General features: G+C 42.1%; 12 protein-coding genes. 5 read left to right on the plus strand and 7 right to left on the minus strand.

Features of this window, described 5'->3' with window-relative positions; all coding sequences use genetic code 11:
- Positions 1-104 precede the first annotated feature (104 nt).
- The 3 genes from frsA to MHN79_RS04065 all read right to left on the minus strand — a co-directional run bounded on the left by frsA (position 105) and on the right by MHN79_RS04065 (position 3,398).
- The gene (gene frsA, locus MHN79_RS04055) at positions 105-1,352 is read right to left on the minus strand and encodes an esterase FrsA (RefSeq protein WP_239171823.1); all 1,248 of its coding nucleotides are present in this window, start codon (positions 1,350-1,352) and stop codon (positions 105-107) included.
- A 225-nt stretch (positions 1,353-1,577) separates the two neighbouring features.
- The gene (tet(34), locus tag MHN79_RS04060) at positions 1,578-2,042 is read right to left on the minus strand and encodes an oxytetracycline resistance phosphoribosyltransferase domain-containing protein Tet(34) (protein ID WP_114785208.1); all 465 of its coding nucleotides are present in this window, start codon (positions 2,040-2,042) and stop codon (positions 1,578-1,580) included.
- A gap of 66 nt (positions 2,043-2,108) precedes the next feature.
- Complete coding sequence (locus MHN79_RS04065; RefSeq protein ID WP_239171824.1) at positions 2,109-3,398, minus strand: NCS2 family permease; 1,290 nt, start codon at positions 3,396-3,398, stop codon at positions 2,109-2,111.
- An 829-nt stretch (positions 3,399-4,227) separates the two neighbouring features.
- On the opposite strand from MHN79_RS04065, the gene MHN79_RS04070 reads away from it, so the two are divergent.
- The 4 genes from MHN79_RS04070 (at position 4,228) to MHN79_RS04085 (ending at position 8,377) form a co-directional block, all read left to right on the plus strand.
- A complete protein-coding gene (locus MHN79_RS04070; RefSeq protein WP_239171825.1) occupies positions 4,228-5,700 on the plus strand; it encodes an aminoacyl-histidine dipeptidase in 1,473 nt (490 codons plus the stop codon).
- A 280-nt stretch (positions 5,701-5,980) separates the two neighbouring features.
- Positions 5,981-6,424, plus strand: coding sequence for an ATP-dependent zinc protease (locus MHN79_RS04075; RefSeq protein ID WP_239171986.1), 444 nt, complete (start codon positions 5,981-5,983; stop codon positions 6,422-6,424).
- A complete protein-coding gene (gene rimK, locus MHN79_RS04080; RefSeq protein WP_239171826.1) occupies positions 6,421-7,326 on the plus strand; it encodes a 30S ribosomal protein S6--L-glutamate ligase in 906 nt (301 codons plus the stop codon). Before MHN79_RS04075 ends, rimK begins: the two co-directional genes overlap by 4 nt.
- Positions 7,313-8,377 carry a succinylglutamate desuccinylase/aspartoacylase family protein gene (locus MHN79_RS04085; protein ID WP_152431079.1) on the plus strand — a complete coding sequence of 355 codons (1,065 nt, stop codon included), beginning with the start codon at positions 7,313-7,315 and terminating at the stop codon, positions 8,375-8,377. The genes rimK and MHN79_RS04085 overlap by 14 nt, the downstream gene beginning before the upstream one ends.
- A 41-nt stretch (positions 8,378-8,418) precedes the next feature.
- Here the strand turns inward: MHN79_RS04085 and MHN79_RS04090 are convergent, their stop codons facing one another.
- The 3 genes from MHN79_RS04090 to MHN79_RS04100 form a co-directional block, all read right to left on the minus strand.
- A complete protein-coding gene (locus tag MHN79_RS04090; protein WP_239171827.1) occupies positions 8,419-9,783 on the minus strand; it encodes a sodium-dependent transporter in 1,365 nt (454 codons plus the stop codon).
- A 253-nt stretch (positions 9,784-10,036) separates the two neighbouring features.
- Positions 10,037-10,783, minus strand: coding sequence for a YggN family protein (locus tag MHN79_RS04095; protein ID WP_239171828.1), 747 nt, complete (start codon positions 10,781-10,783; stop codon positions 10,037-10,039).
- A gap of 57 nt (positions 10,784-10,840) precedes the next feature.
- Positions 10,841-11,317, minus strand: coding sequence for a GreA/GreB family elongation factor (locus tag MHN79_RS04100; protein ID WP_239171829.1), 477 nt, complete (start codon positions 11,315-11,317; stop codon positions 10,841-10,843).
- 75 nt (positions 11,318-11,392) lie between these two features.
- On the opposite strand from MHN79_RS04100, the gene MHN79_RS04105 reads away from it, so the two are divergent.
- The gene (locus MHN79_RS04105; RefSeq protein WP_239171830.1) at positions 11,393-13,345 is read left to right on the plus strand and encodes a RecQ family ATP-dependent DNA helicase; all 1,953 of its coding nucleotides are present in this window, start codon (positions 11,393-11,395) and stop codon (positions 13,343-13,345) included.
- On the opposite strand, the gene dinB is transcribed toward MHN79_RS04105, so the two are convergent.
- Entirely contained in the window at positions 13,331-14,398 is a 1,068-nt protein-coding gene (gene dinB, locus MHN79_RS04110) for a DNA polymerase IV (RefSeq protein WP_152431084.1), read from the minus strand. The two genes, MHN79_RS04105 and dinB, sit on opposite strands and share 15 nt — an antisense overlap.
- Positions 14,399-14,559: the final 161 nt, after the last annotated feature.

Here is a 14,559-nt window from a genome sequence, read left to right on the forward strand (position 1 = left end):
GAATCTCCATATTCAATATCTGTTGTAATTATGATGAGCAAAAATTAGGACTACTTAGTTAGGGTATTGCCCATATATAAGTGTTGACTAATTTATGTGATTTGTCATCTAATTAGCTCATCCTCCAACCACTTGATGGCTAAATCGAGTGATTCCTCATATCCCTGTGTAATTGTTTTCGCACTAATTTTCCTTGCTTTCCCATAGTCGCTAAATAATGCAACTAAGCGATTATCACTATGTGGAGACACAGGATCATTTTCCAAACTCATCGCTAAAATAGGCACTTTGGTTTTACGATTTGATAGTATGCCTTGAACCTTTAATGACCAAGCCATTAATTGTCCCGATAAGCTATTGATATCGACTGCACTTTTTCCTAGTCGAGAGGCCAGTATATCAAGATACATTTTCGGCATTTTTTTCAGCTTCTCAGGCGAGGACAGTACATCATGAATCGGCGCACCCAAGCTAACACAGGCTTTCAGTTTATCTTGCTCCACAAATGCAAGCCTGACCATAGCATTACCACCGAAACGAAAACCCAATAAGCCTACTCTATGGTGATCAACCCAAGGAATATTAAACAATTCATTAAGTACTGCTTGATGCAAACACGAAGTGTCTTCAGTCAAACTCCAATGACTGTTATGGCCGATAGAAGGCATATCAACCGTCAACATGGCAATATTTTTAGCCGCTAGGTGATTACGAAACAACCTCCACAAATCCGTCTGCAGGGTATCTAATCCAGCGCTGACCATAACGACAGGCTGAGGTTTATCCGTACTAGTAAGGTGTAAATGAGCAATAATGGCCTTATTCTGATAGGGAATCTCTAACTTTTTGATTATGTATTGAGTCTTTTTTGCCGCTTCAGAATACGCATTACTTGCTAATACTTGAGCTTGGGAGGCCAGGTTATCGTTTTTTAAATGAGGGTAACCAGCAATACTAAAACACAAAGAAGCATTAAAAAGTGCATCAGCCGCCTCCTCGCCCTTGAGTTCATTAGAGCGAACGGTGTGTGACATACCCAACTTAGTCCACTCATAGGTCCAGTTACCACTGTGATATCCCATCACTGTATCAAGCCACTCATCATAAGTTCTTGAATGTTTGGATGATGCTATTTTGGATAACACTTCATCTGCTTCAATCGGATCTAAACCTTGCCATGCCCATTGCAATCGATTGATATTCCTATACCACTTAGCCCCCTCTCTGTGACGTTTATCATCTAATATTTTCTGGCTGCTTGGCATATATTGAGTAAGCGAAGAGGTTTCCTTCGCTTGCTTATAGTTGGTAAACAGGGTTTCTGAGAGGTTTTTACTCACTTCTTCAGACATGACATGGCCTAGTTATTAAGTTTTCTACATTGTATACATGGGTTGGATTAAAAATCAGATCTGGTTTGTTGTTTAACATACAAGTTCACATTCAGCCGAAAATCAAAATTAAGCGCGCCGGAAAAGACAAACCAAAAATGACCCACTAGGGGCCATTTAAGTCTGATTCAATTCCATTAGTTCCTTGTTTTGCGCTGCAAGACAAGGGTTCTGGTTTTAATCAAATTATTTTTGCTTGCGGTTTATTGGTTCAATGTACTGAATCGACATATCCCAAGGCTGCTCTATCCATGTTTCTTGTTCAATATCTACCACATAATCATCAAGAAGAAGCGCACCGGAAGGTTTAGCACAAACCGCAATAAGTTTCGCTCTTGGATAAAGTTCACGTAACTTACGCGCCGTATCACCACTGTCTACCAGATCTTCGACGATTAAATAACCTTCACCATCACCTTCAGGCGCTTTGAGAACACTCATGTCGCGTTGGTGATCATGATCGTAACTGGAAATACAAATGGTATCGACATAGCGAATACCCAATTCACGAGCTAAAATCGCTCCGGGAACAAGACCACCTCGACTTACAGCCCATATCCCTTTCCACTGTTCTGCTGGCATTTGCTTCTCAGCAAGTTCCCGGCAGTAAGCGTGCATTTGATCCCACGTAATAATGAACTTCTTAGTCATTGTAATAACCCAATAATTAAACTTGCCACTGCATAGATTGATTCCGATTAGCAAGTATGAAAAGCGCTAAGCAACCATGTACTTGATGATAAAGACTAATGACATAACCCAAACACTAAGAGAAACATCTCGACCTTTTCCGCTGCATAACTTTATTGCCGCATAAGCAATAAAGCCCAACGAGATACCTTCAGCGATTGAGAAAGTTAACGGCATCAACAAACATGTCACAACCACAGGAGCCGCTTCCGTTAAATCCTGCCAATCAATATTTGCTAACCCTGATAGCATCAAGATTGCTACGTAAAATAGCGCACCAGCCGTCGCATAGGCTGGAATCATTCCCGCTAAGGGAGAGAAGAATAAAGCAAGTAAGAACAAAATACCAACAACAACAGCCGTTAAGCCCGTACGGCCACCAGCTGACACACCCGAAACGCTCTCAATGTAAGATGTGGTGTTAGATGTTCCAAGCAAAGCCCCAACAGAGGTCGCGGTTGAGTCAGCCAACAGCGCTTTGCTTAAACGAGGGATTTTGCCATCTTTATCCATTAAGCCCGCTTTTTGCGTAACACCCACTAAGGTACCAGCGGTGTCAAACAGGTCGACAAACAAAAAAGCGAAGACAACTGAAATCATACCCACTTCAAATACGGCAGAGAAATCCAGTTGCAGAAAAGTAGGTGCGATACTCGGCGGTGTGGACATAATACCCGCCCATTGAACATCACCAAAAACTAAACCTAAACCAGTCACCGCTATGATAGCAATCATAACCGCACCTTTGATGCCACGATTGACTAAAGCAATGGTTAGGAAAAAGCCTATTGATGCCAATACAGCAGGCAATGATGTAATAGCGCCTAATGATACTAAGGTAGCTGGATTATCAACCACTATGCCAGCATTTTTTAACGCGATAAAAGCAAGAAAAAGTCCAATACCCGCAGAGATGCCCGTACGTAGTGACAATGGAATAGAATGAATTATCCATTCACGAATCTTAAACACACTCAGAAGAATAAACAGTAAACCAGACACAAATACTGCGGCTAATGCAACTTGCCAAGTGTAACCCATACCAAGCACAACAGCATAAGTAAAGAAAGCATTCAGCCCCATACCCGGTGCTTGTGCGATAGGATAATTAGCAACAAACCCCATGATAAAGCAACCGATCGCAGCTGCTAAACAGGTCGCTACAAATACTGCACCATGATCCATGCCCGCATCCGCTAAAATTGCCGGATTAACAAAGATAATGTATGCCATGGTCAAGAAGGTTGTTAGACCGGCAATGATCTCAGTTTTTACACTTGTGCCGTGTTCACTGAGCTTAAAGATTTTTTCGAGCATAATCGAATTCCAAAGGTGAAAAAGTAAACGGTTGCGTAATCGATTGGCGGAATTATAGAGTTTAATATTTTCAAATTCCAGACAGATTTCATCTGTAAGAAAGTAATCTATCTATAAAATTTCAGCTCAAATAATGTGAAACAATATCACTAAGTCAAAAACATCTTTAAGTTCATAGAGTAATAAAAAAACGCCACTCAATTTGAGTGGCGGTTGATTCATATCAGTGACAAGAGCACTGAGACAAAATTCTAATTAATAGGGGGTATATAAACTTCATTCAGGAACCTCTGTCTAAGTTAAATAACCAAAACTAGATGAATAGACAAAATCGCCAGTGTAAATAGAGTTGCTTATCTAGAATTTTGCACTTGGCAAACTTTTCATAACCATCACCTTCTAATTCAATTAAAAAACAATCTAGATTGCTTTCTCAATTTCTTGGAGGCGACAAAGCGGACTCTTCCCTTGAACATTTTATCTTCACTGCAGAAGTTAGTTTCTGACTATAGCAAAAAGAGGTTTTATTACAACAATTAAAGATTAAAGTCACAAAAACTTAATCAAAAAAGAGTAAATCCGCCAATTTTGTAATTTAATTACATTATTGTCAGTTTTAAACTTTCCAAGATATGCGCTCAATATTATATTTTCAATCATCACAATTGTGATGATAAAACGGGTTTTTGTTCACTTTTACTACTAGGTTGCAGTAATGAATGATATTCTCAAATGCTCTAATTCGTGCGCCAACCAGAGCCATGTATGACAACGAGCGGTTAGCATTACATGCCCAAGTCTTGGCACTATCACAGTAAAGGAGTCACCTGTGTCTGAATTTCATTCTGAAGTTAGCGGCTTATCACCAAGCATCGTCTGGCAGTTTTTCGATAAAATTTGCTCAATTCCTCATCCTTCTAAGCATGAAGAAGCATTGGCCCAGTACATAGTCAACTGGGCAAAAGAACAAAACTTAGATGTCCGGCGTGATCCTGTGGGTAATGTTTTCATCAAAAAGCCCGCAACTCCGGGAATGGAACATAAAAAAGGCGTGGTACTCCAAGCTCATATTGATATGGTGCCGCAGAAAAATGAGGACACAGATCACGATTTTGCTAAAGATCCAATCCAACCTTATATTGATGGCGAATGGGTAACAGCAAAAGGTACAACTCTCGGTGCTGACAATGGTATGGGTATGGCATCATGCTTAGCTGTGCTGGCTTCCAATGATATAAAACATGGACCATTAGAGGTTTTACTTACTATCGATGAGGAAGCAGGTATGACAGGAGCCTTCGGGCTTGAAGCAGGCTGGCTAGAAGGCGAGATCCTGCTTAATACTGATTCAGAGCAGGAAGGCGAAGTTTATATGGGCTGCGCTGGCGGTGTAGATGGTGAAATTTCCTTCGATATTCAGCGTGAAGCCGTTCCAAGTGGCTACACAACTCATCAGTTGACCTTGAAGGGGCTAAAAGGTGGTCATTCTGGCTGTGACATACATACAGGACGTGGTAACGCCAATAAACTCATCGCTCGTTTTCTTGCTGGCCACGCTCAAGAGCTCGATCTACGCCTAGTTGAATTTCGCGGTGGAACACTGCGTAATGCGATTCCACGCGAAGCCTTTGTGACCGTTGCGATTCCATCTGACAATGAATCTAAATTGTCAGACTTATTTGATGCGTATACAAAACAAATACAGCAAGAGTTGGGAAAAACAGAAACCAGCATCATTTCACTAAACCAAAAAGTTGAATGTACCCAAGAAGTGATTGCAATCGCCGATCAACAACGCTTTATAGCGGCGCTTAATGCATGCCCGAACGGAGTCATTCGTATGAGTGATGACATAGAAGGTGTGGTTGAAACCTCTCTAAATGTGGGTGTTATTAGTACGCAAGAAAACACCATCAAGATCCTTTGTCTGGTGCGATCCTTAATTGATTCAGGACGTAGCCAAGTCGAAAGTATGTTGAGATCAATTGCTGAACTTGCCAATGCAAACATTGAATTTTCCGGTGCCTACCCAGGGTGGAAACCAGATCCAGATTCAGAAATCATGTCAATATTTCGCGAGATGTACCAAGGCATTTACGGACACAAGCCAAACATTATGGTAATACACGCGGGCTTAGAGTGTGGGTTATTCAAAAAGCCTTACCCAAATATGGATATGGTTTCCTTTGGCCCAACCATCAAGTTTCCCCACTCTCCTGATGAGAAAGTCAAAATTGACACAGTTGCTCTCTATTGGGAACAAATGGTGGCTTTGCTCGAGGCAATTCCAGAAAAAAGGTAATCCCGCCAACTTCAATTAATAGTGCGCTACAGGGGCAAACTAAAGCGCCCCTGTATGTGTACAACCTATCGTTTTTCCCGTCAACACATCATTTATCCTATCCCACCGATAAATATTATTTGTCGTCACGATGAGCTTTTCTGTTCGTCCAATCTCTCCCATATTGCTAGGATAGCCCCCTAAGTTAGAACTGACAGTTAGCCATTCTTAACAAGATTTTTATCATGAAAAACAATTTGTTAATGTGGCTCTGTAAATCGTGGTTAGGGTTAGAATAGTGATAAAAGAAAAAATGGTTCTTGGTTGGCGAGAGACGGTGAGCCTGCCTGAGCTTGGAATAGCCCAGATAAATGCCAAAGTGGATACAGGGGCACGCACTTCATGCCTTCACACCTTTAGGATGGAAAAATTTGAGAAGCACAATACTCCTTGGGTTCGGTTTTGGCTTCATCCCGTACAACGCAATACCGAAGAAGAAATCATCTGTGAGGCAGCAATTATTGACGAGCGAATCGTCAGAGACTCTGGAGGACATGAAGAGTCTCGCTACGTTATTGAGTCCATATGCTCATTGGGAGGGCAAACTTGGCCAATAGAAATCACTCTCACCAATCGTGAAAATATGTCATTTCGCATGCTTCTAGGAAGAACAGCCATGGGTAAACGCATTGTCGTTGATCCAAGTCAGTCATATTTAATCCCCTTTAAGGACAGCACCCAATGAAAATAGGTATCCTTTCACGTAATGCTCAGTTGTATTCTACTCAACGTTTGATAGAAGCGGCACAAGACAGAGGACATGAAGTCAAAGTGATTGATGCCCTACGTTGTTACATGAATATCAACTCAGACAAGCCTCAAATTCACTTCAAAGGGGAAGAACTTTCTGGGTTCGATGCCGTGATCCCCAGAATCGGTGCTTCGGTTACTTTCTATGGCACAGCCGTTCTACGTCAGTTTGAAATGATGGGTGTCTACCCTGTCAACGAATCAGTCGCTATCACTCGTTCGCGCGACAAACTTCGTTCAATGCAGCTGTTATCACGTAAAGGTGTAGGGATGCCAATCACAGGTTTTGCCAGTAAGCCTGATGATGTTAAAGATCTCTTAGAGATGGTGGGCGGGACACCTGTTGTTATCAAGCTGCTAGAAGGTACTCAAGGCATAGGTGTAGTACTGGCAGAGACACGTAAAGCGGCTGAAAGTGTGATTGAAGCTTTTATGGGCCTCAAAGCAAACATTATGGTTCAGGAGTACATCAAAGAAGCCGAAGGGGCCGATGTACGCTGCTTTGTTATCGGAGATAAAGTGATTGCTGCCATGAAACGCCAAGGGGCAGAAGGAGAGTTTCGCTCTAATTTGCATCGCGGTGGCAGTGCATCTTTAACAAAAATCACTCCACAAGAGCGCCGAACTGCTGTTGCAGCAGCTAAAATAATGGGACTAAATGTTGCTGGCGTCGATCTATTGAGATCTTCTCGAGGGCCATTGGTTATGGAAGTTAACTCCTCTCCGGGCCTAGAAGGTATCGAAGCTGCAACTGGAAAAGACATTGCTGGAATGATCATTGAATTTATCCAAAAAAACGCAGCAAGTAAAAGGACACAAACTCGTGGCAAAGGCTAAAAAAAATCACGTATTTGAGTTTCTCGGTCAATCAATATTGCCCGGCGAGAGAAAAGTCATTGAATTGGAGGCTGCCAAACTCTACACGCACTCTCCTCTATCCTTCCCAGTAGAAATAATTCATGGAAGGTTAGCTGGTCCTGTACTTATGGTTAACGCTGCCATCCATGGCGATGAGCTGAATGGCGTTGAAATTGTTCGCCAGCTAATAGACACCATAGAGATCGATAAACTCAAAGGTACACTCATTGCAGTCCCCATAGTTAACGTTTTTGGGTTCATTCACAAATCACGTTACCTTCCCGACAGGCGAGATCTAAACCGCTGCTTTCCCGGCAGTGAAAAAGGCTCTCTCGCCTCTCGTATGGCTCACACTTTCTTCTCTCAAGTAGCGAAGCGTTGCGATTACATCCTTGATCTGCATACAGGCTCAATTCACAGGACTAATTTACCGCAAATTCGTGCCAACCTGACTAATGCTGAGACACTGCGTATTGCACAAGCTTTCGCAACTCCGGTTATTATTGATGCCCCATTACGGCCCGGCTCACTGCGCAGTGAAGCAGAACAACTCAATATTCCTGTGCTTACCTATGAAGCTGGAGAGGCGCTGCGCTTTGAACCCATATGTATAAATGCTGGTTTTTTGGGGGTTAAGCGCGTGATGCAAGCAATAGGAATGCTGCGCAAAAGCAGAAAGACTTTACCAACATCAGTAATAGCCAAATCGACCAACTGGCTTAGAGCGGAAAGTAATGGCATTTTGAGAACTATGGTTACGCTAGGAGAAAAAGTCACTAGAGGGCAAGTGCTCGCCTACATTAGTGCACCATTAGGCCACAGTGAAATCGCTTTAAAAGCGCGTAAAGGCGGGATTGTAATCGGGCAACAAACACTGCCGCTGGTCAATGAAGGGGATGCCATCTTCCACCTCGCCTATTTTGAAGAAGACGATCAGCAAGTAGAGCAAGTGGTGGGTGATTTTATTGATGAGGTCTCAGACGCCGATCTTGAGCCACTCACCACAGGACAAATTACTCAACCCAACTAAGCAACACCTCATATCAAATGAGGTGTTGCTCGTCATTTTATTTAGCTAAATGATGCCCAAATAACCGTAGCAACTAGTACAGGACAAACAAACTTTACGTACACAGGCCAAAGTTTTCCAAACCAACCGAGAGTAAAATCCGGACATCCTTGCTCTAATTCTTTGATTTTCGAACTTCGATTCCAAACCCAGCCCCCAAATACACAAAATAAAAGTGCAGCTACTGGCTGAACATATTGAGTCGCTACTGTGGCAACCAAGCCAAAGAGATTGCCAAAATTGAACACGATCACTGTACTAAATAGCGCAATCAAGCCTCCCAAAATCCAGCTGGTCGAACTGCGTTTGGTACCTAGTCTTTCACTCACTAGAGCCACTGGACACTCCAACATTGAAATGGATGACGTTAAAGCGGCGATCGTCAGCAAGGTGAAAAAGACAATAGCAAATAACTGGCCTAAAAATCCCAGGCTATCAAACATTAAAGGCAGTACAGTAAACACCAAGGTATCTGAACTCAGTAACGACCCATCCTCTGCATAGATCTGAACCCCTTTGTGCATGGCAACAAACATCGCAGGCATAACCACCAAGCCAGCGATAAAAGCAACCGATGTGTCAACAAGGGTTACATGCATCGCCATCTTAGGTAGGTTTTCTCTCTTACTCAGGTAGGAGCCATAAATCAACATAGAGCAGCCACCTATGGTCAAAGAGAAAAAACCTTGGCCCATAGCTGCCAAAATCAATTTGCCATCCATCACCTTACTAAAGTCAGGAACCAAGTAGTGCTTTAACCCTTCTGTTGCCCCACTCTGAGTCATGATGTAGACAAAGAGTAGTCCAAACAGAACAAATAGTGCGGGCATTAAACGCGTTGACCATTTCTCAATGCCTTGCTTTACACCGCCTTGCACGATCAAAATAGTCAGTACATAAAATGCTAGAGTACCAAATAAGTTACGCTCGACACTAAACCCTTGAAGCCATTTCGTCGCAGACTCTAGACCTAGAATTTCAGTGATAGCACCAAGGAGAAAGCAGATAAGCCAACCACCAACAATACTGTAAAAGGCAAGTACCATACTAGGGACACTCAGGCCAATCCAGCCAACCATAGCGCCAAATTTTTTCATCGCTAGGTTAGGTGTCAGAGCTCGCATACTATCCACAGGGTTTGCTTGTCCATGGCGACCAATCGCCATCTCAACCACAAGCATGGGAAAGGCGACAACCAAAATCATGACTAGGTAGACCAGCAAAAACGCGCCTCCACCATTGCTCGCCGCTTGAGTCGGAAATCCCCAAATATTACCCAATCCGACCGCTGCGCCAGCCGCCGCTAAAATAAAACCCAATCGAGAGCCAAAGTGTTCCCGAGATTCATTATTATCTTTTGCTACCATAAAACGAAAAATACTGCATTCATAAACTAGTTGGCTAGTACAATATTACAACCACTGATTTCTCTCTAGTGGTATTAGGCGCTAGTCAGCAGTTACTCAGCAAAAAATAACATCACAGCTCGTAAATATTTATTTACATAAATAATCAGCTAGTCAATAGATCTCTGATAAAAAGACAAAAGAGTGAAAGTATAGAAGGAAAGAGCGCTCAATGCGCTCTTTCTAAGGGTAAAGGGAAGTATTAAATAAGTGTCTAAATAGTAAACACTTGGTAATCTTGAAGCTGAGGAATAATCTGGTGCAGCTCTTGCTCTTCTTCTGCAAGTTCACCTAAAGAGTCACAAAACTCTTGGCTCTGTTGCTCAACCTCGCCAGCATGTTTTTTCAACCTAGCCGAGATACGCTCTTTAAGCTCGCTCATCGTTTCAGTTATTTGGGTAAGATTAAGGCCATCTTCGGCCTTCATTTTCTCAGACATTGCAGTAAAAGCACTGGATATGAATTCTTTATTGAAAAGCTTTTTAGCATCTTCCAAATCTTGATTCCAAGTTTCACTCAAAGAAGAAAAGCTATCTGCGGGTAAAATCAAATCTCCTTCTTTGTAATACCTTTGTTCAATACTCGCGTAAAATTCTTGCATCGAAGCTTTAACCCCTTCAAATGCTTTAGGCGCATCAAAGCTCTTTGCAACATCATCGATAATATCATTGGCTAGTGCAAGCCCATCACGAGCCATTTGTTTTGCTCGTGGTAAGTAATCATTTAAATGAGCACGATAGTCGGATATTGCTTGTGTTTGTTCAGGTTTAAGAGTGACCTCCTCTCCTTGAATCAACAGTCGATTGTTCGAATCTAACACCGCCGTGTTACCGTCTGGCTGATGGATTTCCAACCTTTCATTATTCAATCGAATATCATTTTTTAGATCGACACTGCACTGAGCAGCGCCCACTTGGTTTACCACCATAAGTAAAGGGATCATCCAAAGCACTTGTTTCATTTTTATCTCGCTTTATTAAATACTTCCAAACCCTAGCAAACAATTCGCCCGCTTACGTCAAATTATTGTATCGATTTGATAATAGAAACTCTTTGGTCCAACTTGATATTCCACTTCATCCCCCACTAACTTACCTTTTAATGCCTTTCCTAGTGGTGAACTAAGTGTGACTAACATGACTCGCTTTGCTTGATAGTCAATTTTCAATCCGCCTGAACATGGTGCAATAAAAAAGTATTGAGCTTGGTCATCATCGTCCAAAAGTGAGACTAAACAGCCAAGCATCACTGATTCGACATTTTTCGGTAATTGCATCTGTTTCATCACGCTCAGTTCGCGCTCACACTCTTCAACTCTCATAGCTTGCCCATGTGCCAAATAAGAAGCCTCTAATGCCAAAGTGTCATATTTATGCTCAGGTACTGTCTCTTCATCCGTTGCCGATTCAATCGCTCTTTGAGTTGCGCTTTGAGCAATGATGAGCGACTTTTCCATCTCGAGTAATATTGTTTGCAGTAGCTCAAACTTATTCATACTAAAATCATATTCCTCAACTGATAATCTCTTTAGAATACTATTTCATGAGCCCAAGTCATACAGATAGCAAAAATGCAGACTTCAAATAACCAACAAATCATCTACCAAAAACTGCAACAGTGCTTTGGTTTTGAGCAGTTAAGAGAAGGACAATACCAAGTCATAGATAAGGTATTGAGCGGAAAGTCATGTGCAGCTATCTTTCCAACGGGCTCAGGAAAGTCCCTCTGCTACCAGCTGTCTGCTTTGTGTCTTCCTCATCTCACCCTTGTGATCTCTCCATTGCTCGCGCTGATGAAAGACCAGCTTACTTTTCTTAAAAGTAAAGGAGTCAAAGCCGCCTCACTTCATTCTGGTCAGACTAAAGAAGACGTTCAGGCCACAATGAGTGGTGTACAAACTGGTGAGATCCGTATTTTGATGGTGTCGGTAGAGCGAATGAAGAATGAACGTTTTCGTCATTTTTTATCTCAACAATCCATATCTCTCCTAGTTGTTGACGAAGCACACTGCATCTCAGAGTGGGGACATAACTTTCGACCTGATTATCTAAAGCTCCCTCAAATTCAGCAGCAACTTTCTATACCTCAGGTGTTGCTTCTCACCGCAACAGCTACTCAAGCAGTACTGGATGATATGAGCAATAAGTTCACGATTGAAAAAAATGATATTACTGTCACTGGCTTTTATCGGCAAAATCTCGAATTGTCAGTACTGCCATGCCAAGTCAACCAAAAGGAAACGGTTTTACTCTCGTTGCTCAATCAAACGCCTACACTCTCCACCATCATTTATGTCACTCAGCAAAATACGGCCGAAACGTTGGCCAAGATGCTGCTCTCAAGGGGAATCAATGCTGTAGCCTATCATGCTGGGCTTGAGAGTGAACAAAGAGAAAACATTCAACACGCCTTTATGGCAGGTAACACAGATTGTATCGTCGCGACCATCGCCTTTGGAATGGGGGTAGACAAAGCGGATATTCGTCGAGTTATTCATTTCGATTTACCCAAATCTATAGAAAACTATGCTCAGGAAATTGGCCGAGCTGGCAGAGATGGTCTTTCTTCACAGTGCATATTGCTTGCCAATGAAGACGGGATTTGTACTTTAGAAAATTATATTTATGGTGATACGCCCGAATACAGCGAAATCCTCAATATCATTAAGCAAGCCTCCTCCTCTGCTCCCCAGTGGGAGGTCGTCGTTTCTAGGTTGTCTAGTGAAAGCAACATTCGCCCATTACCTCTCAAAACCTTACTGGTTTATATGGAATTGCATGGATTGATCTCCGCTCAGTATACTTACTTTGCGCAATATCGGTTTAAGTTTCTAATAGCTAAAAATGACATCATAAACCGCTTTAATGGTGAAAGACGAACATTTACCCAAGCACTGTTTGATAGTGTTTCCAGCGCTAAAATATGGAATCAAGTAGACTTTGAACATTTATGGAATACCTATCGAGGCGAAAGAAACCGAGCGATAGCCGCGCTGGATTATTTTCATCAACAAGGATGGATTGAACTCGAAAGTAAGCTAATGACCGAAGTGTATCAAGTTGATGATATTTGCGAAGACAAAGAGAAGATGGCTCAGAAGTTATGGTCTTTGTTTAAAGATAAAGAGTCCTGCGATATAGAACGAATTCATCATCTGCTTAAATTGTTTAAGTCCAATCAGTGTTTAAGTTACGCTTTAGCATCCTACTTTTCTGATCCCAATGCGCCAAAGCAATGTGGTCACTGCAGTGTGTGTAAAGAAGAGACCAAACCTTGGCCAGAGAAGATAAACTCAAATATACCTACATCAGAATTGGATAATTGGTTACAAGAATTAGAAAATCTCACATCAGAAGTATTCTCGGATAGAGTGAAAACGAAATTTCTTTGTGGCATTCCAACTCCTTGCTTTACCAAGATAAAAGCCAAGAAACTGACTGGGTTTGGCAAGCTTAGCCATTGTGCCTACCAACAAGTTCTTGATGAAGTCGTATCGAGGAACAAAAGTTTAGAAAAAGCTTAGTTGCTGAGACCCTTCTTCGGGTTTAAGCATCACATTTAAGCCTAGCAAGCGAATCTCGCGACCTTTTTGCCGCTTGAGAATATCGCGAAGTAAGCCTTTAAAATCGCCAAGGTCTAGCTGTGAATGCAGATGTTCTATCGTAGTTTGTTGAAAATCAGCAAACTTAAGCTTAATACCTTGCTTTAATATCATTTTTTCAGGAGAAACTTTGCTGAGCCTTATTTCTAGCTCAGGAAACAGTTTACTTTCAATAACCTGCCAACACTGATCAAATGTCATAATATTTTGAGTCAATGTGCTTTCCACCCCTACAGATTTGCGCTCTCTCTCGACAATAACGGGCCGGTTGTCAATGCCGTGACTTTTCGTCCATAAAGAAGCGCCGAGACGACCAAAGCCTAACAGTAAATTGCGATAATCACTGTTTTTGATATCCGAGCAAGTATACAAGCCCGCTTTGTTGAGCTTAGCTAAGCTCACTTTTCCAACACCTGGGATTTTTTCCAGTGGCAATTTATCCACTTCATGTTGCACATGACTTGGCGGTATTACATATTGTCCATTGGGCTTATTTAGATCTGAAGCCACTTTTGCCAAAAATTTAATCGGTGCAATGCCTGCTGATGCGGTCAGATTAAGTTCTTTCGCAATATCACGCCGAATAGCCTCGGCAATGAGCGTTGCTGAACCTTTATAAAGCGGACAGTCGGTCACATCTAAATAGGCTTCATCTAAGGACAAAGGCTCAATCAGAGAAGTATAGCGAGAAAAAATTCGTCGGATATGCTGCGAAACTTGCTTATAAACCTGCATTCGACCCGGAATCACTACAAGATTCGGGCATAGGGTCAAGGCTTTCCCCGTTGGCATAGCACTTTTAACTCCATACTTTCTCGCCTCATAATTACAGGTAGATATCACTCCCCTTTGCTTTTCCCTACCTCCAACAGCCAAAGGTAGAGAACGATAGCTTGGATTGTCACGCATCTCTACCGCAGCGTAAAAGCAATCCATATCGATATGGATAATTTTCCTTATTTTGCCTTGCTCCATGATTCCATAAAACCCAATAACTGTATATAAACACAGTATATTGTAATTTTACTGGTACGCCAAGGCAGAAGACGTTGTTTATGCACTGTCGCTGAACAACAAAAATGAAAAATGTCTGCCCCCGAAACCCGCTTCTATCATGGCTACCAAAAGCCAATTGT

It is taken from the genome of Vibrio sp. Of14-4 (assembly GCF_022347625.1).
Classification (GTDB): domain Bacteria; phylum Pseudomonadota; class Gammaproteobacteria; order Enterobacterales; family Vibrionaceae; genus Vibrio; species Vibrio pristinus.